The organism is Halotalea alkalilenta DSM 17697 (assembly GCF_000621205.1).
GTDB lineage: Bacteria > Pseudomonadota > Gammaproteobacteria > Pseudomonadales > Halomonadaceae > Halotalea > Halotalea alkalilenta.
Genome location: NZ_KK211227.1, coordinates 53,471 through 76,086, shown reverse-complemented (window position 1 = coordinate 76,086; position 22,616 = coordinate 53,471). Strand labels below are relative to the sequence as shown.

Below are 22,616 nucleotides of genomic sequence, written 5' to 3'. Positions count from 1 at the left end.
AGCGCTACCCGGATCCGGGCGAATCCTGCAGGCCTTGGCGATCGCCTTGATCGCCAAGGCCTGCAAAGGATCGTTCGGCGGTTCGGCCGCGGAGATGCTCGATGAGTGCGCGAAAGGCCGGTGAGGTCTGACGAGCGCCAGGATAGTAGAGGCTGAAGCCCGGTAAATCCGGTAGCCACTCCTCCAGCACCGGCACCAGCCGGCCCGCGGCGATGTCGTCGGCGACCTGGCTTTTGAAGACGTAGGCGAGACCCAGTCCGTCGAGCGCCGCCGTCCTGATCGCCTCGCCATCGTTCAGCACCAGCACCGTTTCGGGCCGGAACCTGATCCACTGTCCTTCCTTCCCCAGCGTCCATCGATGCAGCCGGGAGCTTGCGAACCTGTAGCCCAGGCAGCGATGCTGCTGGAGATCCTCCGGGGTCTGCGGCGCACCGTGGGCGCGAAGATAGCCGGGCGCGCCGACGATGGAAACCGGTGACGCCTCGGTGAGCGGAAGCGCGACCATGTCCTTCGCCACCAGGTTGCCGAAGCGGATCCCTCCGTCGAACCCCTCGACCACCGGATCGTTGAGGCTGTCGTCGATCGATAGATCGAGATGAATACCGGGATGGCGGTCGAGGAAGTCGCCGAGAACCGGGCGCAGCACCTCGTCGTAGCAAACCCGGGTCAGGGTTAGCCGGACGGTGCCGGAGATCGTCTCGCGCATGTCCTGCAGCATCGACAGCTCGTCGCTGATACTGCCGAGCGCCGGCACCAGCGTCTCGAGCAGGCGCTTTCCCGCTTCGGTGGGAGCGACGCTGCGCGTGGTCCTGGCGAGAAGCGGCACGCCGAGCCTCTGCTCGAGCTGGCCTACGGCATAGCTGATCGCGGACTGCGAAAGCCCGAGTTCGGCTGCGGCTGCGGTGAAGCTTCTGTGGCGGGCCACGGTCTCGAACACGGCGAGATCACGCAGGATGAGGCGATCCATTCATCGATCTCATTGATGAGTTCATGCAAATCCTACTCTCTAGTCTCTGAACCGGTCATCGCCTATCTTGCGAAGCGACTTCCCGCGGCGGTTTCGCAGGGCCAGCCACAAAGGAAAAAAGCATGATACGCAAACTCGCAGCGCTCAGCCTTGCGGCCATGACGCTATCCGGGCCGGTGTTGGCCGATGCAAAGAACGTCGTGCTGGTGCATGGGGCCACGATGGATGGCTCCGGCTGGCGCGGCGTTCACGATCTGCTCAAGGCGCAGGGGCTGTCGGTCAGCGTGGTGCAGCTGCCGCACACCAGCTTCGAGGATGACGTGGCCGCGACCCGCTTGATCCTCGCGCAGCAGCAAGGCCCGACGGTGCTGGTCGGCCACAGCTACGGGGGGGCGGTGATCACCGAGGCCGGCTTCGACGAAGGGGTCGGGGCGCTGGTCTATGTTGCGGCGTTCCAGCCCGATGCCGGCGAGACCTTGGCGTCGCTCACCGCGCGCTACCCGATGACCTTCCAGACCAAGATGCTCGACGAGGAGCATTTCGTCCCCGATCCCGCGAGCTATCACCGGGACCTTGCGGCCGACCTGACGGAGGAGTTGGCCGACTTCATGTCGGCCTCTTCGAAGCCGATGACGTTCGCGCCCTTTTCGGTGGAGTTCACCCGTGCGGCCTGGCGGGAGAAGCCGAGCTTCCAGATCGTGACCACCCAGGACCGGGTCCTCGATCCCGAGCTTCTGCGCTGGATGTATGCGCGCTCGAGCGGGGAAACGGTCGAGATCGAGGCGAGCCACATGGTCTACATCTCCCGGCCGCAGGAGGTCGCGGAGGTGATCCTCGAGGCCGTGGCGGCGGTTCCAGACTAGAAAGCGCGGGAAGCGATGGAAGAATGCGGCGCTGCCGATGGTTTACGCCCTTGGTCGATATCTCGACCAAAGTCGGCGGCGAACCTTCGGCTAATCGCCCAGGATGCGTTAGGGGCGGGCAAGGGACCCGTCCGAAAAGCGTATCGACCGGGGAGTGGCGCATGGAACAATACAACGAACGATACCGCCGCATATTGGCTGATCCACGCTTCGATGAGTTGGTGAGGAAACGAGGGCGCTTCTCGGCGATACTCAGTGCGCTGATGCTTGGGCTCTATCTGCTCTTCATCCTGCTGATCGCTTTCGCCCCTCATCTGCTGGGCACGCCGCTCGGACGCGATACGGTGATCACCTGGGGCGTTCCCGTAGGCGTCGGGCTGATCCTGGTCGCGATCATCCTGACCGGGGTCTACGTGCGCAGGGCCAATGGCGAGTTCGATCGCCTGACCTCCGAGCTGTTGGCGGAGGTGAAATGATGAAACGCCAAAGCATCGCGCTCGGCGCGCTTCTCGCATCGCTTCCCGCCGTCGCCTTGGCCCAGAGCGGTGAAGCGGGGATCACCGGGGTCAACGTGCCGGCGATCATCCTGTTCTTGATCTTCGTCGCCGCGACTCTCTACATCACCTGGTGGGCTTCCAAGCGCAGCAGCACCGCGAGCGACTATTACGCCGCCGGGGGCAAGATCACCGGGTTCCAGAACGGTCTGGCGATCTCAGGGGACTTCATGTCGGCGGCCTCGTTCCTGGGGATTTCGGCGCTGGTGTTCACCTCCGGCTACGATGGGCTGATCTACTCGATGGGATTCTTGGTCGGCTGGCCGATGATCATGTTCCTGATCGCCGAGCGGCTCAGGAACCTCGGTCGATATACCTTCGCCGACGTGGCCTCCTATCGGCTCAACCAGCGCCAGGTCAAGGTGCTCTCCGCCTTCGGGTCGCTTGCGGTGGTGGCGCTCTATCTGATTGCCCAGGTGGTCGGGGCGGGCAAGCTGATCCAGCTGTTGTTCGGCCTCAACTACCATGTCGCAGTGGTGCTGGTCGGGGTGCTGATGGTCTGCTACGTGCTGTTCGGCGGCATGCTGGCGACGACTTGGGTGCAGATGATCAAGGCGGTGATCCTGCTGTTCGGCGCCACCTTCATGGCGCTGATGGTGCTCTACCATGTGGGTTTCAGCCCCGAGCGGCTGTTTCGCGAGGCGATCGCGGTGCATCCCAGTGGCGAGGCGATCATGAGCCCGGGAGGGCTGGTGTCCGATCCGATTTCGGCGATCTCGCTGGGGCTCGCGTTGATGTTCGGTACCGCCGGCCTGCCGCACATCCTGATGCGGTTCTTCACCGTAAATGATGCCAAGGAGGCGCGTAAGAGCGTATTCGTCGCCACCGGCTTCATCGGCTACTTCTACATCCTCACCTTCATCATCGGCTTCGGTGCGATCCTGCTGGTCAGCACCAACCCTACCTTCCATGACGCCAATGGCGCGGTGATCGGCGGTACCAACATGGTCGCGGTGCATCTTGCCGAGGCCGTCGGCGGCAGCCTGTTCCTCGGCTTCATCTCGGCGGTGGCCTTCGCCACCATCCTCGCGGTGGTCGCTGGGCTTGCGCTGGCGGGGGCGTCGGCGATCTCCCACGATCTCTATGCCGGTGCGATCAAGGGCGGCAACGTCGATGAACGCGTCGAGGTAGGGATCGCCAAGGTCACCGTGGTGGTCCTCGGCGTGGTCGCGATCCTGCTGGGTATCGCCTTCGAGAACCAGAACATCGCCTTCATGGTCGGGCTGGCGTTCTCCATCGCCGCGAGCTGCAATTTCCCGGTACTGCTGCTGTCGATGTACTGGCGCCGGCTGACCACCCGAGGCGCGGTATGGGGTGGCGGGCTCGGATTGGCCACCGCCATCGCGCTGATGATCCTCGGGCCGACCATTTGGGTCTCGATCCTCGGCAACGCCGAGCCGATCTATCCCTACGACTATCCGGCGCTGTTCTCGATGATCGTCGCTTTCACCGGGATCTGGCTGTTCTCGGTCACCGATCATAGCGAGGCGGGCGCACTCGACCGGTCGAGATTCGACGACCAGTTCGTCCGTTCCCAGACCGGGCTTGGCGCAAGCGGGCGAATGATCCACTGACACCGTCGTGCCGTCGCCGCGATACGGCCCATCGAAGTTTCGATGGGCCGACGGTGTGCTGGTAGGGCGCTCTCAGCGTGGGTGCGTCGCGCCATCGATATCGTTCGCCGCGGCTCGCCGGTCGCGGCTTGGCGGAAGGCCGAAGCAGGCGCGATAGCAGCGGGAGAAGTAAGAGGAGGAGGTGAAGCCGCAGGCGATCGCGACCTCCAGCACGCTCGAGCCTCCCTCGCGCAGCAGCTGCCGCGCCCTCTGCATCCGCAGCTCGAGGTGGAACAGCGTCGGCGTCTTGGCGAGCTGGTGCTTGAACAGGCGCTCGAGCTGGCGCAGCGAGATGCCGTGGCGTCGCGCCAGGTCGGCGCTATCCAGGGGCGTGTCGCAGCACTGCTCGAGTTCTTCGATGATCGAGACCAGGCGAGGATTGGTAATGCCGTAGCGCACGGCGGTGCGGGTTCGCTGATGATCCTGGCGGCTGCGGATCCGCCCCAGTACGAACTGTTCGGAGACCTCGAGCGCGAGCTCCCCATCCTGGTGAGCGGCGATCAGCGCGAGCATCAGGTCGAGTGCCGAGGTACCTCCCGCGCAGGTGATGCGCTGGCGGTCTATCTGATAGAGCGCTTGGCTGACCTGGACGCGTGGATAGCGCTCTTTGAATGCCGGAATCGTTTCCCAGTGCAGCGTAGCTTGATGGTCATCGAGCAGGCCCGCTTCGGCGAGCATGAAGCTTCCGGTATCGATGCCTCCCAGCACGGCGCCGCTGCGGGCCCACCGATGCAAGAGCCGCTTGAGCCCTGGCGAATAGGCATCCAGCGGTTCGAACCCGGCGACGATGAAGAGGATCGCTTCGCGCGAGGGCGGGCCGGCGGCATCGAGCTCCCCGATACCTGCTTCGACGTTGAGGATGAGCCCGCTGCTCGCTGTCACCGGCGCGCCGTCGAGGCTGCGCAGGCGCCAGCGATAGCTGCCCGGGCGAAAGCGGTTGGCGACGCGAAACGGCTCGATCGCACAGGTGAAGCCGAGCATCGAGAAGCCGGGCAGGAGCAGGAATTCGAGTCCGACCGTCATGGCATTACCGGCTCCGGCGAGAGGTGGGCGTGCTGCTGGATTCGATGTCGACGGATTGAAACTCGGTGTCGGAGGATTGCAATCGCGCGCCCGGCCGGGCCCCTAGACTGTCTGGGAGCAAAGGGGCGCAAGCCAGCGCCGAGCCGATCCCAGGAGAGGGCAATGAACCGCGATGTGATCGTCACCTGCGCGCTTACCGGCGCCGGCGACACGACCCAGCGAAACCCCAACGTTCCCATCACGCCCAGGCAAATCGCCAAGCAAGCGATCGAGGCCACCAGGGCGGGAGCGACCGTCATCCACGCGCATGTTCGCGATCCCGAAAGCGGTGCGCCGAGCCGCGATCCCGCGCTCTATCGCGAGGTGGTCGAGCGTATTCGCGAAAGTGACGAACAGGTGGTGATCAACCTCACCGCCGGCATGGGCGGGGATCTCGAGATCGGGCCCGACGAGGAGCCGATGCGGTTCGGACCCGGCACCGATCTGGTCGGGCCGCTGGCCCGTCTTCGCCACGTCGCGCAGCTGCTGCCCGATATCTGCACGCTGGACTGCGGCACGCTCAACTTCGGCGATGGTAATGCCATCTATGTCTCCACGCCAGCGCAGCTGCGCGCCGGGGCGCGGCGGATCACCGAGCTGGGGGTGAAGGCCGAGCTCGAGATATTCGATACCGGACACCTCTGGTTCGCCAAGCAGATGCTCGCCGAGGGGCTTCTGGACGCACCGCTGTTCCAGCTCTGCCTCGGCATTCCCTGGGGCGCGCCCGCCGATACCACGACGATGAAGGCGATGGTCGACAACCTGCCGCCGGGAGCGCAATGGGCAGGGTTCGGGATCGGCCGCATGCAGATGCCGATGGCCGCGCAGTCGATGCTGCTGGGCGGCCACGTGCGTGTAGGGCTCGAGGACAACCTCTGGCTCGACCGCGGGGTACCGGCCACCAACGCGGCGCTGGTGCAGCGGGCCGGCGAGATCGTCGCCCGCCTGGGCGGGCGGGTACTGACACCGGCCGAAGGGCGCGAGCGCCTCGGCCTCCCTTCGCGCTGATCCAGGAGCCTTTCGATGTCATCGATGCAGAGCAATGTCCCTACCGAGATCGAGGTCTTCGCCGCGGTGGGCACGGGAGTGATCGGTTCGGGCTGGATCGTTCGCGCCCTGGCCCACGGGCTCGACGTGCTGGTATGGGACCCCGCCCCAGGCGCCGAAGCCGCGCTGAGGCAGCGCATCGATGCCGTGTGGCCGACGCTCGAGGCCAATGGCATCGATGCGACGGCGTCGCGTGACCGGCTGCGTTTCACCCAGAGCCTCGAGGAGTGCGCCGCGAGCGCCGGCTTCATCCAGGAGAGCGCGCCGGAGCGCCTCGAGCTCAAGCGCGAGCTCCACGCCCGGTTGAGCGCCAGCGCCGATCCCACCACCTTGATCAGCTCCTCGACCTCTGGGCTGCTGCCGAGCGAGTTCTATCGCGATGCCCGGCATCCAGAGCGCTGCCTGGTCGGTCACCCGTTCAACCCGGTCTACCTGCTGCCGCTGGTCGAGGTGGTCGGCGGCGAGCGGACCAGCGACGAGAGTCGCTGGCGCGCGGCGACGTTCTATCGCCGCCTGGGCATGCGCCCGCTGCAGGTGAGGAAAGAAGTCCCGGGATTCATCGCCGATCGCCTGCTGGAGGCGCTGTGGCGCGAAGGGCTCCACCTGATCAACGACGGCGTCGCCACCAGCGGCGAGATCGACGACGCGATTCGTTTTGGCGCAGGGCTGCGCTGGTCGTTCATGGGCACCTTCCTGACCTATACGCTGGCGGGGGGCGATGCCGGCATGCGCCATTTCATGGCCCAATTCGGCCCCGCGCTCAAGCTTCCCTGGAGCTACCTCGAAGCGCCGGAGCTCAGCCAGACGCTGATCGACCGGGTGGTCGACGGCACCTCGGCGCAGCTGGGCACCAAGAGCATCGGCGAGCTCGAGCGGTTTCGCGACGACGCCCTGATCGCAGTCCAGGAGGCGCTCGAGCGCACGCGCCGCGCCCACGGCATCGAGGAGACGCTGTGACCCGCCCCTGGGATGCGCCCTGCTACGTCGGTGAAGTCGATCCGGCCTGGGTGGACTACAACGGCCATATGCGCGACGCCTTCTATCTACTGCCGATGAGCATGGCGACCGATGAAATGATGAATCGGATTGGCCTGGATGAGCGTGGTCGCGGCCTGCTCGGCCATACGCTCTATACCCTCGAGGCGCATCTTCACTTTCTCGCCGAGGCCAGTCTGGGGGCGCGAATCGAGGTCGGCAGCAGGTTGATCGAGCACGACGCCAAGCGGCTGAGGCTTTGCCACCTGATGTATGTGGGCATCGAGCGCAGGCTCTGCGCGGCGAGCGAGCAGCTGTTGATCAACATCGACGTGGCGGGCGGGCGCTCGACGCCCTTCGCTGATCGCGTCGTCGCGCGGATCGACCACGGCATCGATGCGGTAGAGGCGCTCGGATGGCGCCAGTGGAGCGGGCAGCGGATCGCACTGAAGAAGTGATCCGGGGGGAGTGCGCGAACTATCGAGTGCACCGCCCATCGGCCAAGCCGATGGGCGGTGGGGGCGGGCCGGGCGTCAGTCGCGGTAGGCGTCGATCGGTGCGCAGCTGCAGACCAGGTTACGATCGCCGAACACGTTGTCGACCCGGTTCACCGCCGGCCAGAACTTGGCCATGCGCGTCGCGGGCGAGGGGAAGCAGGCGGTGTCGCGCGAATAGGGGTGGGACCATTCGCCGGACAGGTCGCGCTGCGTGTGCGGGGCATTGACCAAGGGGTTGTCGTCGCGCGGCCATTCACCGCTCTCGACCCGGGAGATCTCCTCGCGGATCGCGATCATCGCGTCGCAGAAGCGATCGAGCTCGTAGCGCGACTCCGACTCGGTCGGCTCGATCATCAGCGTGCCGGCGACCGGGAACGACATGGTCGGTGCGTGGAAACCGTAGTCGATCAGACGCTTGGCGATATCCTCCTCGCTGACACCGCTGATCGCCTTGAGCGGGCGAACGTCGATGATGCACTCATGCGCCACACGCCCTGACTCGCCCTTGTAGAGCACCTCGAAATGACCGTCGAGCCGCTTGGCGATGTAGTTCGCGTTGAGGATCGCAAGCTCGGTCGCTTCGCGCAGGCCGCGCGCGCCCATCATCTTGATGTAGGCCCATGAGATCGGCAGGATCGAGGCGCTGCCGTAGGCCGCCGCGGAGACCGCGTGGCTGTCGGGCTCGATGCCCTCGAGCGGGGTCACCGCGTGGTTGGGCAGGTAGGGCGCGAGGTGCGCCTTCACGCCGATCGGCCCCATCCCGGGGCCGCCGCCGCCGTGGGGGATGCAGAAGGTCTTGTGCAGGTTGAGATGCGAGACGTCGCCGCCGAAGTCACCGGGGCGACAGAGCCCGACCTGGGCGTTCATGTTGGCGCCGTCGATGTAGACCTGGCCGCCCTGGGCATGGACGATCTCGCATGCCTCGCGCACCCTCGCCTCGAACACCCCGTGGGTGGAGGGGTAGGTGAGCATGATCGCCGAGAGCCGCTCGGCGTGCTGCTCGGCCTTGGCCCGCAGATCGTCGATGTCGATGTTGCCGAGGCTGTCGCACTCGACCACCACCACCTTCATCTGTGCCATTGCCGCCGAAGCCGGGTTGGTGCCGTGCGCCGAGCTCGGGATCAGGCAGACGTCGCGATGTCCCTGGCCCTGGGCCGCCTGGTAGCGACGGATCGCCACCAGCCCGGCGTACTCGCCCTGGGCGCCGGAATTGGGCTGCATCGACAGCGCATCGTAGCCGGTCACCTCGAGCAGCGCGTGGGAAAGCTCGTCGATCAGCTGCAGGTAGCCGCTGACCTGGTCGCGCGGGGCGAACGGATGGATGTCGGCGAACTCGGGCCAGGTCACCGGGATCATCTCGGTGGTGGCGTTGAGCTTCATCGTGCACGAGCCGAGCGGGATCATCGCATGGGCCAGCGACAGGTCCTTGTTCTCCAGCCGCTTCAGGTAGCGCAGCATCTCGGTTTCGCTGCGATAGCGCTTGAAAGTCGGGTGGGTGAGGAACTCGCTCTGGCGCAGCGCCTGGACGGGCAGGCCGTGGTCATCGCGATGCAGGCGGTCGAGCTCGGCGACGCCGAGGCCGTGCTCCGCGCCGAGCAGCACGTCGAACAGCTCCTGGAGATCCTGGGCGGTGGTGGTCTCGTCGAGGCTGATCCCGATCCTCCGATCCTCGCGATAGCGCAGGTTGATCCCGGCGGCGAGCGCGCGGCCGCGCACCGCTTCGACCTCGAGCCCTTCGACGGTGAGGGTATCGAAGTAGTGGCGGTTGACCCGGGCGACGCCCTTGGCGGCGAGGCCCTCGGCGAGCAGGTGGGTAAGCCGGTGGATGCGGCTGGCGATCCGGGTGATGCCTTCCGCCCCGTGGTAGACCGCATAGAAGCCGGCGAGGTTGGCCAGCAGCGCCTGGGCGGTGCAGATGTTCGAGGTCGCCTTTTCGCGGCGGATGTGCTGCTCGCGTGTCTGCATCGCCATGCGCAGCGCCTGGTTGCCCTGGCTGTCGCGGGAGACGCCGATCACCCGGCCGGGGATCGAGCGCTTGAGTGCGTCGCTGACCGCGAAGTAGGCGGCGTGGGGACCACCGAAGCCCATCGGCACGCCGAAGCGCTGGGAGTTGCCGAGCACTACGTCGGCGTCGAGTCGGCCCGGCGCCTCGAGCAGCGCAAGGCTCATCAGGTCGGCGCTGACGCAGGCCATCGCGTCCTGGGCGTGGGCCAGCTCGATCAGCGCGCGCAGGTCGTGGATCTCGCCCTGTTCGGCCGGATAGCCGAACAGCGCGCCGAACACCTGGTGCTCCTGGATTCGCTCGGGGCGATCGATGATCAGCTCGAAGCCGAGATAGGCCGCGCGGGTGCGTAGCACGTCGAGGGTCTGCGGCAGCAGGTCCGAGGCAGCGAAGAAGGCGTTGCAGCTCCTGGCTTTCTTGTTCGCCCGTGCGCACAGCGCCATCGCTTCGGCGGCGGCGGTGGCTTCGTCGAGCAGCGAGGCGTTGGCGAGCTCCATGCCGGTGAAGTCGATGATCACCTGCTGGAAGTTGAGCAGCGCCTCGAGCCGGCCCTGGCTGATTTCCGGCTGGTAGGGCGTGTAGGCAGTGTACCAACCCGGGTTCTCGAGCACGTTGCGAGTGATCACCGCCGGCATCAGGGTGTCGTAGTAGCCCATCCCGATGTAGCTCTTGAACACTTTGTTGCGCTTGGCCAGGCTCTTCAAGTAGCTGAGCGTCTCGCGCTCGCCCTTGGGCGCCTCGAGCGCGAGTTCGCGGCCGAGACGGATGTCGGCCGGGATGGTCTTGTCGAGCAGTCCGGCAAGATCGTGCTCACCGAGCACCGCGAGCATCGCAGCGACGTCTTCGCTGCGTGGGCCATTGTGGCGGGAGATGAAATCGTCGTGAGCGGCCAGATCAGCCAGCGCCCGAGTGTCGAGAGCCATGAAGTTACCTGCGACGGAATGTAAGGAAAAGGGCGGCCTCCGCGCCGATGGGGCGGAGGCCGTGCCAACGGCCTACTGCGCGTCCAGCAGGCGCGCGTAGCCTTCGGCGTCGAGCAGCTGTTCGAGCGCATCAGCGTCGGTGAGGCGCAGCTTGAGCAGCCAGGCATCGGTATAGGGGTGCTCGTTGACGCTCTCAGGGGCGTCTTCGAGTTCGGCATTGACTTCGATCACTTCGCCGGCGACCGGCGCATAGAGATCGGAGGCGGCCTTGACCGACTCGATCACGCCGAACTCGTCACCGGCGGCGAGGCTGCGGCCGATCTCGGGGAGCTCGACGAAGACCACGTCGCCGAGGGCCTCCTGGGCATGGTCGGTAATGCCGATGGTGACGGTACCATCGCCATTGTCGAGCACCCATTCATGGCTTTCGGCGTAGCGCAGCTGCTGGGGGATCTCGCTCATCGCTTATTTCCTATGAGAAACTTTTCTTGGTTGAAGAAACTCGTCGCATTATGCCGCAAACCCTCTCCATCGACTAGCGTCGCAGGGCGACTTCGAGGAGCGCGGCCAATTCTCTTCGCCGGTGCCCGATGGGCATCTCCACGCGGGATGGGAGCTGGGTTCGCTGCCGATCGACGGTGCCCGACCCTGCCAGAGTGTGGTCTCTGCCACGATCTGTCCAGTAGCCGGTGAAGCGTCGCCACGGTGGCTCGGCCAGGGCGTGTGATGGGCGATATAAAGTTTCCGATAGGAAATTTTTGCCCAGTGATATTCTCCATGCACCGCGCTCGGGCTAACCTGTCGCTTTCATTGCGCCGCAGGGTGGCGTCCTTCTCATCCATCCGTCTGGAGATTCCTCCATGTGTAGCCTCAAGCGCACGCCGCTTTACTCCCTCCATGCCGAATACGGCGCCAAGTTCGTGCCGTTCGCCGGCTACGAGATGCCGGTGCAGTACGCGCTTGGGGTCAAGCGCGAGCACGAACACACCCGCGCCGCCTGCGGGCTGTTCGACGTCTCCCACATGGGCCAGGTGCTGCTGCGCGGACGCGACGTGGCGCGCGCGCTGGAAGCGCTGGCGCCGGGAGACTTCATCGACCTCGAGCAGGGCGCCCAGCGCTACTCGTTCTTCACCAACCCAGAAGGCGGCCTGTACGACGACTTCATGACCGTCAATGCGGGGGATCATCTCTACCTGGTGGTCAACGCGGCGTGCAAGGACCAGGACATCGCGCTCTTGCGCATCGGTCTCGATCCGAGCATCGACATTGTCGCGCTCGACGATCGCGCGCTGCTCGCCCTGCAGGGGCCACAGGCGCAGGCGGTGATGGCGCGGATCTGCCCCGAAGCCAACCGCCTGCTGTTCATGCAGCACGCGCGCTTCGAAGTCGAAGGCGAAACCCTGTGGATCAGCCGCTCGGGCTATACCGGCGAGGATGGCTTCGAGATTTCGCTGCCGGCGGCTTATGCCGAAGCGTTCGCACGTCGCCTGCTGGGCGAGCCTGAGGTCGAACTGATCGGCCTGGGTGCGCGGGATTCGCTGCGTCTCGAGGCGGGCCTGTGCCTCTATGGCCACGATATCGACGAGCACACCGATCCGGTGTCGGCCTCGCTGGTCTGGGCATTGGCCAAGTGCCGTCGCCAGGGTGGCGAGCGCGAAGGCGGCTTCCCCGGTGCGAACGTGATCCTGCCGCGGCTGGCCGAGCGCGACGAGCTCGAGCGCCGCGTGGGGCTGCTTGGCGAGGGGCGTGCGCCGATACGCGAAGGCACGACGCTGTTCGACGGCGAAGGGCGCGAAGTAGGCAGGGTCACCTCCGGTACCTTCGGTCCCACCGTCGGGCAGCCGGTGGCGATGGGCTACGTGCGGGCACAGGCGACGTCGCTCGGCACCAAGCTCTATGCCGAGGTGCGTGGCAAGCGGCTACCGATGGAGGTGGTCAAGCTGCCGTTCGTGCCGGCTCGCTACCATCGCGGCTGAATCAGCCGGCGGGATGGCGGATCGCACGGAAGGTCAGGTTGATCCGCAGTCCCGCACCTTTCCTGGGGGGCAGCGCATGCTGCAGTTCGCGCTGCACCCCGGGCCCCATCACCAGCAGGGCGCCGTGCTCGAGGCTCAGGTCGAATGGCTCGCCCGAGGTACCGGGGCGGGGTCTGAAGCGCATCACCCGGGCGGCGCCGAGGCTCAGCGAGACGATCAGGGGATCAGGGCCGAGTTCGGGCTCGTCGTCGCTGTGCCAGCCCATTCGCTGATCGCCATCCTGGTAGCGGTTGATCAGCACGCTGTCCAGCGGCGCAGGCACCGGCCAGCCGAGCGAAGCGGCCAGCGCCTTGGCCTCGGCGTCGACGCGTTGGCACAGCTCGGCCAGGTCCGCACGCCACGGAGAGGGGGTGAAGAGCGTGCGCGAATAGCGATAGCGCCGGTCGGGGGCGCCCATCCATACCTGGCTGCGGGGGATCGGGTGGCGCTTGCCGAACAGGGTGATTTCGGGCCGCTGCCAGTCGAGCTCTTCATCGAGCGAGCATAGCAGCCGCCGGGTGCTGGTTTCGTCGAAGGGCTGGCGTCGAGACCACAAGGCATGGCGCGGATGGACGCGCTGCCAGCTCTCGATCGCCACGGCCGGCTTAGAACCAGCCGGGGAAGGAGCTGTCGATCGCAAGGATGCCGAGCCTTGCGATGGCGAAGCCGATCAAGGCGCCGGCGGCGACATCGGTAAGGTAGTGGAGGCCGAGAATCACCCGCGAGAGGATCACCGTCACCGCGAAGGGGACCACCACCACCAGTAACGCCGGCACGTAGTAGGCGACCAGGGTGGTGAACATCACCGCATGCAGGGTGTGGCCGCTAGGAAAGCTGTAGCGGTCGAGCGGCGGCATCGTGCACGGGATGATGTCGAAGGAAATGTAGGGCCGTTCACGGCACAGCTGGTTCTTCAGCAGGCGATAGAGCAGGCCGCCGAAGGCTGCGCAGAGGCCCCAGCTCACCGCCAGCAGCCAGCCCCGCGCGCCGAGGAACAGCGGCACGCTGAAGCACAGTACGATCCAGGCGGGATAATCGCCGAGCCGGCTGGCGACGCGGAACAGCCAGAGCAGCGGCCGATAGGCGCCGAGCCGGGCGATGCGATTGCAGGCTCGCCACTCGATCATGTCGAGGCGCTTAAACAGCGGATAGATCTTTTCGCGCATCTCCCACCTCCTGTGCCTGATGCAGATGTCCTATGAAGGTCTCGGCGATTCGCTCCCAGCCGAGGGAAGAGACCCGTGCGCTGGCGGCGCGGCCCTGGGCCCGGACTCGCTCGGTGTCGGCGGCGAGCTCAATGGCCGCGGCGACGAAACCGGCGGGATTATTGCACGCTACGGTGACACCTTCACGACCACGCTCGATCAGCTCGCTGGCCGCGGCATAGTCGAAAGCGATAGTGGCCAGGCCGCTGGCCATCGCCTCGGTGACGACGTTGCCGAAGGTTTCCGAAAGCGAAGGGAAGAGAAACAGATCGGCACTGGCGTAGTGTCTGGCCAGGGCCTGGTCGCGCAGGAAGCCTGCGAAGTGGACCCACGGCAGGCGACGCTCGGCCTCCTGGCGCAGCGGGCCGTCGCCGACGACCACCGCGATCTGGGCGGGATTGGCCGCGCGCATCGCCTCGAGCGTCTCGATCAGCAAGGTGACGTTCTTCTCCACCGCCAGGCGCCCGACGTGCAGCGCCACGCAGTCGTCGTCGCTGGCACCCCAGGCCCTGCGCAGCGCCCTATCGCGAAAACGCGGTGAAAAACGCGCCGGATCCAGCCCGCGTCCCATCACCTTCACATTGCGATAGCCCGCCTTGGTCATGCGCTCGGCCTGGGCGCTGGTCGGTACCAGGGTGATCTGGGTGCGGTTATGGAAGCGTTTGAGGAAGGTGCGCACGAAGGGTCGTACGATGCGCAGCAGGATGTAGTGCTGGCTGTAGTGGTCGAAATTGGTATGGAAGCCGCTGACCACCGCAATGCCGAGCTGGCGGGCGACGCGCAGCGCGATCAGGCCAAGCGGCCCTTCGGTGGCGATGTAGATCACGTCCGGGCGATGCGTGCGCCAGTGATCGCGCAGCCGGCGGGGGCTGGTGATGCCCATGTGCACGCCATCGTAGTCGAGCACCGGCAGCGCCTTGACCTGGAGCTCTGCGTCCATCGCCGGATCACGGTCGCCGTCGTCTGGACGAGGGCGTACCAGCTGCATCGGATAGCCGCGAGCGCTGAGCTGGGCGACCAGCTGCCCGAGCGTATGGGTAACGCCGTTGATTTCGGGTTGCCAGGTTTCGCTTACGAAAGCGACCCGGCAGGGCGCCTGCTCGATCGCGCCCCTGGCGAGGGGGGCGATACCGGTGGCGGAACCGACGCCATGGCTGAGTTCGAACGAAGAGCTCACGACCTGATCACCTCAGCAGTCGTCGCGGATCGACCGGCTTGCCCGCGTTGCGCACGTCGAACAGCAACTCAGCTCTCTGGGTCGATGGATCACGGGCCAAGCGGCAAACCGGGGTGCCGGGCGCGACCTGGGCACCAACGCTGACTTCCAGACTCGCGCATTGAGCATAGACCGTCTGTAGGTCATTCGCATGGTGAATGATCACCACCCGGCCGAGCTGGCGCATCTCTTCGGCGAAGCGCACGGTGCCGGGATAGACCGCCTTGGCATCCAGGTCGGAGCCCGCGGTGAGCAGCATCGGCTGGAGCGAGCCGCGCCCGTCGGCGCCGAACTCACGACTGACCTGGGCGTCGCGCAGCGGCCAGGGCCAATTGCCTACGCCGCGCGGGAGCGGCGCGGCTGGCGCGGCCCGGCTGGCGGCGATCGCCCGCTGGCGATTGATGTCGACGCCGCCGGAGCCGGCGGTGCGGGGAATCGAGATCAATCGACCGACCGGCAGCTGGTTGGCAGAGACCCCGGGGTTGGCCTGCTGGATCGCCCCGACGCTGGTGGAGAAGAGGTTCGCGAGCGCCGTGTAGGTGTCGCCTGCACGGACGCGATACTGATAGCTGCCGCTGCCGGGCGCGCGCTCCTCTCCATCGGGCAGGCGCAGGCGCTGGCCTACTTCCAGGCGCTCCGGCGAGACCGTCGGGTTGAAGCGCTGTACCCGCAGAAGCGGCACGCCCGCACGATTGGCGATGCCGTGCAGGGTATCGCCGCGTTGCACGACGTACCAGCCACCACCGCTGCCGGTGCCGCCGCCGCTGCTGGCACAGCCGGCGACCAGCACGACCAGCAGCAGGGTCAGCCAATGCCCGAGATGCCGGAGCGCGACGCGAGCAGGTGATCCTTTTCCTGCCAAAGCGAGTTGATCCATGCTTGGAAGCGTTTCCTGTAGTGCTCGTCGTTGAGATAGTCACCGTGGCGCGTCCACTCGGGCAGCGCTCGCTGCTGGATGTGAAGCTCGATCGGTGGGGTGCGCCCGCAAAGGAAGTCCCAGAAGCCGAGCCGTAGAGGCTCGCCTTGCCTCGTACGATAGACCAGCGTGGCATCGAGGACGCCGGCGAGTCGGTCTCCGAGCAGCGCGGCCACCTGGGCGCAGCCACCCGCCCGGGGCCTGAGCAGGTGGGCATGGGGGCTTCGCTGGGCATCGTGCTTGGCGCGGGTGAAGCGAGTGCCCTCGGCGAAGACATAGAACGTCGTCGGAGAGCGCCGGGCGAGTTCGCACATCCTTTGCATCTGTCGCAGGTCGCGTTCGGAAGCATCGCGGCTGCGGCGCAGCAGCGGGAACTCCATCGCCCAGAATGCAAGGCCCACGATGGGGAGCCAGCGCAGCTCGCGCTTGACCAGGAAACGCGGCGGTGAAAGCCGTCGGCACAGCGCATGCTGGAGCACGAAGATGTCGGTCCAGCTACGGTGATTGCTGATCACCAGCCACCAGGCGTCGATCGAGACCCCCGCTGGGATCGTCGCCTCGATGCGGGGGTTCAGCCACCAGCGCATCCAGATCAGGTTGGTCGAGAGCCAGCGCTGGGCGATTTCATCGAGGCCGTGGGTGACCGCCCGTTGCAGCGCGGGACTCAATGCCAGCGGCTTCGCCGCCGCGAGCAGGCACAGCGGCACGCCCCAGAACAGGGTGGTGAGGCACAGAAGAAGCGCACTGACCGCGCCCCTCAAGGGCGCGGTCAGGCGGTCGATGCGCGGCATGGGCGCGAAAATGCTCTGCTGATCATGGCGTGATTGTCGCACAGTCGGCAGGTCGCGAGCGAGCGGGCCAGGCGTCGTCGCTGGCGCGGCAATCGTTCGCAGCGCCGCTCAGACCGTGGCGAAGTCGCGATCGGCCTGCGCCAGCAGCGCACGCAGTTGGGCCTCGAGCTTCGGTGCGCAGCAGATCAGGTCCTCGCCATGCAGCTCGGCGGGAATGCCGGCCGGCACCGGGCCGAGATGGCCCACCAGGGCGCCGGCCTCTGCGGCGATCAGCCGACCGGCGGCGAAGTCCCAGGGCGAGACGCTTTCGTAGTAGGCATCGAGGCGGCCGCAGGCGACACCGCACAGGTCCAGCGCCGCCGAGCCATTGCGACGCACGTCGCGTCCTGCGTCGAGTATGCGTGCGAGGCGCGCCACCTGCTTCGCCCGGGCCGCGCGTGTATAGGAAAAACCAGTGGCGATGAGCGCTTCATCGAAGGCGTCGGCGGAGCTGGCAGCGATCGGTGCGCCGTTGAGCCATGCACCGCGGCCGCGGATCGCGCTGAAGGTTTCATCGAGGAAGGGCGCGTGGACCACGCCGAGCTGGATCTCGCCATCCAGCGCCCAGGCGATCGACACCGCGACGTGGTGGTGACCATGGGCGAAGTTCACCGTGCCGTCGATCGGGTCGACGATCCACAGCGCTGCCTCGAGATCGACCTCGTGCGGGTCCGGGGTCAGCTCCTCGGTCAGCCGGCCCTCGCCGGGGAAGCGCTGGTCGAGCGCCTCGGCGACCTGCCGGTCGACCGCCACGTCGGTATCGGTGACGAGCTCCACGCCGCGCTTGAGGCTCTTGCCGAAGCTTGCCTCGCGGCGGGCGGCGACGATCGTTTCGCCGGCCTGGCGGGCGAGGGCGAGGGTGAAGTCGAGACGCTCTTCGGGCGTGGGTGTTGATGGCATGCGGACTCTCCCGGGGTCAGCGTTTGACGGGGCGTTTCTGCAGCTTGCGTTGCAGGGTGCGGCGATGCATGCCGAGGCTGCGCGCTGTGGCCGAGATGTTGCCGTTGTGTTCATGGAGCACGCGTTGGATGTGCTCCCAGGTCAGGCGATTGACCGAGGGCGGGTTTTCGGCGATCTCGGTGTCCGGATCCGGCGAGGTGTGGTGCAGCGCATGCAGCACCTCGTCGGCGTCCACCGGCTTGCACAGGTAGTTGGTGGCACCGAGCTTGATCGCCTCGACCGCGGTCGAGATGCTCGAGTAGCCGGTCAGAATCACCGCCTTGCAGTTCGGGTTGATCGAGAGCAGTTCGGGCAGCAGCTTGAGCCCCGAGCTCTCTTCGAGCTTCAAGTCGACGGTGGCATAGTCCGGAGCGTGTCGATGAGCGAGCTGCATCGCGTCGGAGGCGGTCTGGGCCACCATCACTTCGAAGCCGCGGCGCTTCATCGCTCGCTCCATCACTTGGCAGAAGAGTTCGTCGTCGTCGACGATCAGGAAGGTGATCGGCTGATCCATGGCGCTCGTTCTCTTGTCGTGACCGGCTCATGCCGGTCTTCCCGCGAAAATAGCGTGCTTACCGGGGCCCTTGGAAAAGGCCGGAACGGATGGGGCGCCTGCTAGCTTGGCTCGCAGCTTTTCCCTTCCGGCCTTCTGGCCCGCTTCGTCTACGCTGGTTTTTGTTTTCCCAGACCGGCTCCAGGGTGGAGGCATGCGCATTTTCGTGCGCGTATTTCGGGCCCAACCTACTGGATATTGCCGGCGATGGGCAGGCTCACCTCGGTGAGGGTGCCGCCTCCGTGGTGATTGTACAGGCTCACGGCGCCGCCAAAACGATCGAGGGTCGAGTGGGTCAGAAACAGACCGATCCCCATGCCCTTGGACTTGGTCGAAACGAAAGTCTCGCCGAGTTGGTCGGCGATCTCCAGCGGTACGCCAGGGCCGTAGTCGCGAATCTCGAAGTACACCCGCTCATCGTCCCAATAGAGGCGCAGTTCGATATTGTCGGGATTGGCGTCGGCGGCATTGTTGAGCAGGTTCATCACCGCTTGGTCGAGCGTGGTGTCGACCTCGATCTGCGGCGGTCGCCCTTTTTCCACCTCGAACTGGTAGCTGACGTCATGGCGCATCACCAGCCAGCGGTTGATCACCGTGCCGAACCAGGCCGCGGCGTCGAGCTGCTCGATGCCGTCGGCCTTGCGTTCGGCGCTGGCGGCGAGCGCGCGCAGATGCGCCTTGCAGGTCTCGACCTGGCGCTTGATCAGGTCGATGTCCTGCAGCAGGGCGGGGTGCTCCTTGAGCTCTGCGCGCATCTCGCTGAGCACCACCGCGATGGTCGACAGCGGAGTACCGAGTTCATGGGCCGTACCCGCCGCCTGGCTCGCTACCGCGATCACCTGCTCGTTGCGCAGTGCGGCTTCGCGAGTACGCGACAGCGTCAGGTCGCGTCGGCGCAGCGCCAGCGCCATCTTCGAAATGAAGAAGGTCACCAGTACCGTGCAGAGCAGGAAGTTGAGGCCCATGCCGATGATGTGCAGGTTGAACGGCAGCCCGCGCACTTCGCGGGAGAGCTCCGGTACCGGCAGGTAGAAGAACATCAACAGCAGGTAGGCCAGCACCGCGACGCTTGCGATCAGCAGGGCGTTGCGCCAGCGCAGGGTGGCGGCGGCGATGGTGACCGGCACCAGCAGATAGGTGACGACCGGGTTGGTCGCGCCGCCGGTGAGATAGAACACCAGGGTGAGGCCGGCGATGTCGATCAGCAGATGGTAGGTGTACTCACGCGCGGTGACTGGACGATTGCGGCCGAGGCGCCACCAGGTGGCGACGTTGAACGCCGCCATCGAGAGAATCGTCGAGATCACCAGCAGTACGTCTAGTTTGAAGTCCAGCAGTTCGATCCCGGTGATCACCGCGATCAAGAAGCCCGTCCAGGTGATCCCGCGCATGATCGTCAGGCGAATCAGGTTCTGGCTCGGTGTCGACAGTGACAGCGGGGGCGGGGTGGGATCCATGGATACCGCTCAAACCGGGAAAGGGACTGCCATCTTAACGGCTCATCACATCGGTTGCATTGTCGCGTCGCGGGCTCGAACGCCTTGGACGATGGCCCGGAGCAGCGCGGCTATGACTGGATACGAGCACGGGCCACCGATCGATCGATGGCCCGTGCTTTGGGAAGAAGCGCGCCGCGGGGCGCGAGGGTCAAGCTACTTTCTGCTGCGGGAAGTTACGCTCGTGGGCTTCACGGGCGCGACGCAGTCGCATGCGCTGGTCTTCCTTGAGCATCACTTCATGGGCGCTTTGCATGGCGGTGGCCTCGCATCGGGTGAGGAGGGGCGATTCGAATGCAAAGACATATTAGACCAAAGTCTAGTTGTTGTAAATTTACTACATATCGAAAAACGCGGTTTTTTCCTGTCGCGCTCAGAGTCCCAGCAGCGTGATCAAGCTGGCATAGAAGCTTTCTTGATCGAGTGGATCGCGACGGCTCGAAAGGCGTCCCGAGGTCTTGAGACTGGCGATCTCCCACGCTCCCGTGGCGGTGCGCACCAGCAGTAGCGCCTGTTCTTCGGTGCCGGCGCGAATCACCCGCTGCTCGCCGACGAACAGGGTCGGATCGAGGGTCACCGTCAGGCTGCCGGCATGAACCCTGAACTGCTCAATCGGCACGGCCTGCTCTTCGCTGCTGAGCTCTACGGTGAGTTCGGCGGCAGCGGTGGAGTGGGCGAGCCTCGAGGCGCTGATCTCATCGAGCCAGCTGCCGAGGCGCGCGTAGAGCCGATGTACGGCCAGTACCCACTGGCGCGCCGCCTCGAGCTCGCGACGGTCGAGGTTCTCCTCCTGCTCGATGAGTCGGCGTGCCCTTTCGATCAAATAGTCGCGTGTCGCGCTCACGGTGTCCGCCCAAAGGGTGTGCTGGCCAAGAGAAGTTGGCGGCGCCTGGGGAAGGCGCCGCCGCGGTGTTTCGAAACGAGTGTCCAAACGATGTACCGACAAGCGCGATTCTTGGTCAGTCCGGCTCGCGTTGTCCAGCCTCGCGAGCTCGGACCCCACCTCCGTTTCGATCTTCCCGCGGTCGCCGGCCGTTCAGAGGAGCGCTCCCCCGGCCCGCTTGCCCCGAGCGAACGCCGCAATGTCCGCCAGTGTTCAGTAAATGAACATCCCTTTCACGGATAATTCATTTAATTACAACAAGTTATGATTGATAAGCGAAAGGCTAGTGGCACAGATTGTCGCACCCCCCCTTAAATAAGGCGCTCGCCGATCGTCGGAGTCGAACAACGTGGCTCATGTCTTTCGATCAGTCCTGCCAATTACCTGAATCGAGTACCTGAATCGAGTGCCTGAATCGAGTACTTGAATCAAGTACCTGCATGATGCGCGATTCGATGATCGGCCCGCACCCCTGCCTGCCGCCTGCGGGGCCCAGGTGGGCGAGCGGGTCGCTGGGCGACGATCTTGCCCGGGGCGGTCGTTGGCTGCCGGTTTCGCCGGGTTGGAACCTTGAAGAAACGAGGAAATAGATGAGCGACGACACATTCTTGCGGGGCGACTTCTGGTCCGGGACGCTGTTCACCGGACGTTGGGAGTCGACGGATAGCGTCTGCGAGGTGACCGAGCCCGCCACCGGCGAGACGTTGGGGCGCATCGGCATGGCCAGCCCCGAGCAGATCGGCGTCGCGGCCGCTGCCGCCGCTCGGGCCCAGCGCGGCTGGGCCGAGGCAGCTTACGAGCAGCGCGCTCAGGTGTTGCGCAAGGCCGCGCAGCTGGCCGAGCGCTACAGCGGCGAGATCGCCGAATGGATCGTGCGCGAAAGCGGCTCGACCAGGTTGAAGGCCGGTTTCGAGGCATCGATCAGCGCCAAGGTGCTGCACGAGGCCGCTGCGCTGCCGTCGCGGAGCACTGGCGAAGTGCTGCCGTCCACGCCAGGCCGGCTGAGCCTGGCACGGCGCCGCCCGCTCGGCGTGGTCGGGGTGATCTCGCCATTCAACTTCCCCTTGTACCTGGCGATACGGGCTGTGGCACCGGCGCTGGCATTGGGCAACGCCGTGGTGCTAAAGCCTGACCCGCGCACCGCTGTATGCGGTGGTCTGGTCATCGCGCGGCTGTTCGAGCTGGCCGGTCTGCCGGAGGGCGTGCTGCACGTACTGCCGGGCGACGGTGCCGCCGGTGCCGCGCTGACCGCCGATCCCAACGTCGCGATGATCCAGTTCACCGGCTCCACCGCAGCCGGGCGCAAGGTCGGTGAGGCCGCCAGCAAGCATTTGAAGAAGGTATCGCTCGAACTGGGCGGCAAGAACTCGCTGATCGTGCTCGACGATGCCGATCTCGACCTGGCCATCGCCAATACCGCCTGGGGCGTCTACCTGCACCAGGGCCAGATCTGCATGTCCGCCGGCCGAGTGCTGGTCCAGCGCGGCATCTACGACGAATTCCTGACCAGGCTCACCGCCAAGGCGCGCAGCCTCAAAGTCGGTGATCCGGCCAAGGAAGAGGTGGCCATCGGGCCGCTGATCAATGCCGTGCAGCGTGACAATGCCGCGCGAGTGGTCGAGCAGGCCGTCGCCGCCGGTGCCAAGGTCGAGACCGGCGGCAGCTTCACCGAGCTGTTCTTCCAGCCGACCGTGCTCAGCGGCGTCACCGCCGACAACCCCGCCTTCCATCAGGAGATCTTCGGTCCGGTGGCGGTGGTAGTGCCGTTCGACAGCGATGAAGACGCGATCACGCTCGCCAATGACACCGAGTACGGACTGTCGATGGCGGTGTTGTCCAGCGATGTCGGTCGCGCTCTGCGCCTGGGCGAGCGCCTGCGCACGGGCCTTCTGCACATCAACGACCAGACCGTCAACGATGAAGTGATCAATCCTTTCGGCGGCGTCGGTGCCTCCGGCAATGGCAGCAGCATCGGCGGTCCTGCCAACTGGGAGGAGTTCACCCAATGGCAGTGGCTCACCGTCAAGGGCGAGGCGCCCGCTTATCCGATCTGAGGGAAA

The 22,616-nt window shown here is 65.9% G+C and carries 21 protein-coding genes; 8 read left to right on the top strand and 13 right to left on the bottom strand.

Annotation, left to right across the window (positions count from 1 at the left end; all coding sequences use genetic code 11):
* Positions 1-4: 4 nt before the first annotated feature.
* Positions 5-967, bottom strand: coding sequence for a LysR family transcriptional regulator (locus tag Q376_RS22385; protein ID WP_081803522.1), 963 nt, complete (start codon positions 965-967; stop codon positions 5-7).
* A gap of 122 nt (positions 968-1,089) precedes the next feature.
* On the opposite strand from Q376_RS22385, the gene Q376_RS0111405 reads away from it, so the two are divergent.
* The 3 genes from Q376_RS0111405 to Q376_RS0111395 all read left to right on the top strand — a co-directional run bounded on the left by Q376_RS0111405 (position 1,090) and on the right by Q376_RS0111395 (position 3,958).
* Complete coding sequence (locus Q376_RS0111405) at positions 1,090-1,830, top strand: alpha/beta fold hydrolase (RefSeq protein ID WP_027350428.1); 741 nt, start codon at positions 1,090-1,092, stop codon at positions 1,828-1,830.
* Positions 1,831-1,991: 161 nt separating this feature from the next.
* Complete coding sequence (locus tag Q376_RS0111400; protein WP_027350427.1) at positions 1,992-2,306, top strand: DUF485 domain-containing protein; 315 nt, start codon at positions 1,992-1,994, stop codon at positions 2,304-2,306.
* Positions 2,306-3,958, top strand: a complete 1,653-nt coding sequence (locus Q376_RS0111395; RefSeq protein ID WP_043447596.1) for a cation acetate symporter — start codon at positions 2,306-2,308, stop codon at positions 3,956-3,958. The genes Q376_RS0111400 and Q376_RS0111395 overlap by 1 nt, the downstream gene beginning before the upstream one ends.
* Before the next feature lie 72 nt (positions 3,959-4,030).
* On the opposite strand, the gene Q376_RS0111390 is transcribed toward Q376_RS0111395, so the two are convergent.
* Positions 4,031-5,020, bottom strand: a complete 990-nt coding sequence (locus tag Q376_RS0111390; RefSeq protein ID WP_027350425.1) for a GlxA family transcriptional regulator — start codon at positions 5,018-5,020, stop codon at positions 4,031-4,033.
* A gap of 162 nt (positions 5,021-5,182) precedes the next feature.
* Here Q376_RS0111390 and cdhC point away from each other — a divergent pair, with 162 nt between their 5' ends.
* Genes cdhC through Q376_RS22380 form a run of 3 tightly spaced genes read left to right on the top strand, consistent with a single transcriptional unit; the run spans position 5,183 to position 7,539 of the window.
* Positions 5,183-6,067, top strand: a complete 885-nt coding sequence (gene cdhC, locus Q376_RS0111385) for a 3-dehydrocarnitine:acetyl-CoA trimethylamine transferase CdhC (RefSeq protein WP_027350424.1) — start codon at positions 5,183-5,185, stop codon at positions 6,065-6,067.
* Between the two features lie 15 nt (positions 6,068-6,082).
* Positions 6,083-7,063 (top strand): L-carnitine dehydrogenase, encoded by a 981-nt coding sequence (locus Q376_RS0111380; protein WP_027350423.1) that lies wholly within the window; start codon positions 6,083-6,085, stop codon positions 7,061-7,063.
* Entirely contained in the window at positions 7,060-7,539 is a 480-nt protein-coding gene (locus Q376_RS22380; protein ID WP_052365163.1) for a thioesterase family protein, read from the top strand. Before Q376_RS0111380 ends, Q376_RS22380 begins: the two co-directional genes overlap by 4 nt.
* A gap of 75 nt (positions 7,540-7,614) precedes the next feature.
* On the opposite strand, the gene gcvP is transcribed toward Q376_RS22380, so the two are convergent.
* Both gcvP and gcvH read right to left on the bottom strand, forming a co-directional pair.
* Complete coding sequence (gene gcvP, locus Q376_RS0111370; protein ID WP_027350422.1) at positions 7,615-10,503, bottom strand: aminomethyl-transferring glycine dehydrogenase; 2,889 nt, start codon at positions 10,501-10,503, stop codon at positions 7,615-7,617.
* A 72-nt stretch (positions 10,504-10,575) separates the two neighbouring features.
* On the bottom strand, positions 10,576-10,965 hold the full coding sequence (gene gcvH, locus Q376_RS0111365; protein WP_027350421.1) for a glycine cleavage system protein GcvH: 390 nt from the start codon (positions 10,963-10,965) through the stop codon (positions 10,576-10,578).
* A 398-nt stretch (positions 10,966-11,363) separates the two neighbouring features.
* Here gcvH and gcvT point away from each other — a divergent pair, with 398 nt between their 5' ends.
* A complete protein-coding gene (gene gcvT / locus Q376_RS0111360; protein ID WP_027350420.1) occupies positions 11,364-12,479 on the top strand; it encodes a glycine cleavage system aminomethyltransferase GcvT in 1,116 nt (371 codons plus the stop codon).
* Position 12,480: 1 nt separating this feature from the next.
* Here gcvT and Q376_RS22375 read toward each other — a convergent pair whose 3' ends face one another.
* The 9 genes from Q376_RS22375 to Q376_RS22370 all read right to left on the bottom strand — a co-directional run bounded on the left by Q376_RS22375 (position 12,481) and on the right by Q376_RS22370 (position 20,517).
* Entirely contained in the window at positions 12,481-13,116 is a 636-nt protein-coding gene (locus tag Q376_RS22375; protein ID WP_043447593.1) for an alpha-ketoglutarate-dependent dioxygenase AlkB family protein, read from the bottom strand.
* Positions 13,117-13,123: 7 nt separating this feature from the next.
* Positions 13,124-13,684, bottom strand: a complete 561-nt coding sequence (locus Q376_RS0111350; RefSeq protein WP_027350419.1) for a phosphatase PAP2 family protein — start codon at positions 13,682-13,684, stop codon at positions 13,124-13,126.
* Positions 13,656-14,900 carry a glycosyltransferase family 4 protein gene (locus tag Q376_RS0111345; RefSeq protein WP_245598940.1) on the bottom strand — a complete coding sequence of 415 codons (1,245 nt, stop codon included), beginning with the start codon at positions 14,898-14,900 and terminating at the stop codon, positions 13,656-13,658. Before Q376_RS0111345 ends, Q376_RS0111350 begins: the two co-directional genes overlap by 29 nt.
* A gap of 7 nt (positions 14,901-14,907) precedes the next feature.
* The gene (locus Q376_RS0111340; RefSeq protein ID WP_081803521.1) at positions 14,908-15,816 is read right to left on the bottom strand and encodes a M23 family metallopeptidase; all 909 of its coding nucleotides are present in this window, start codon (positions 15,814-15,816) and stop codon (positions 14,908-14,910) included.
* Positions 15,744-16,646, bottom strand: a complete 903-nt coding sequence (locus Q376_RS0111335; protein ID WP_027350416.1) for an acetyltransferase — start codon at positions 16,644-16,646, stop codon at positions 15,744-15,746. Before Q376_RS0111335 ends, Q376_RS0111340 begins: the two co-directional genes overlap by 73 nt.
* 108 nt (positions 16,647-16,754) lie before the next feature.
* The gene (locus Q376_RS0111330) at positions 16,755-17,585 is read right to left on the bottom strand and encodes an inositol monophosphatase family protein (protein WP_027350415.1); all 831 of its coding nucleotides are present in this window, start codon (positions 17,583-17,585) and stop codon (positions 16,755-16,757) included.
* 16 nt (positions 17,586-17,601) lie between these two features.
* Positions 17,602-18,138, bottom strand: a complete 537-nt coding sequence (locus Q376_RS0111325) for a response regulator transcription factor (protein WP_027350414.1) — start codon at positions 18,136-18,138, stop codon at positions 17,602-17,604.
* A 227-nt stretch (positions 18,139-18,365) separates the two neighbouring features.
* Positions 18,366-19,634: an ATP-binding protein gene (locus tag Q376_RS0111320; protein WP_027350413.1), complete on the bottom strand. Its 1,269-nt coding sequence runs from the start codon at positions 19,632-19,634 to the stop codon at positions 18,366-18,368.
* 412 nt (positions 19,635-20,046) lie between these two features.
* The gene (locus Q376_RS22370; RefSeq protein WP_155834316.1) at positions 20,047-20,517 is read right to left on the bottom strand and encodes a hypothetical protein; all 471 of its coding nucleotides are present in this window, start codon (positions 20,515-20,517) and stop codon (positions 20,047-20,049) included.
* A 629-nt stretch (positions 20,518-21,146) separates the two neighbouring features.
* On the opposite strand from Q376_RS22370, the gene Q376_RS0111305 reads away from it, so the two are divergent.
* Positions 21,147-22,610, top strand: coding sequence for a benzaldehyde dehydrogenase (locus tag Q376_RS0111305; RefSeq protein WP_027350411.1), 1,464 nt, complete (start codon positions 21,147-21,149; stop codon positions 22,608-22,610).
* The last annotated feature ends 6 nt before the right edge of the window (positions 22,611-22,616 follow it).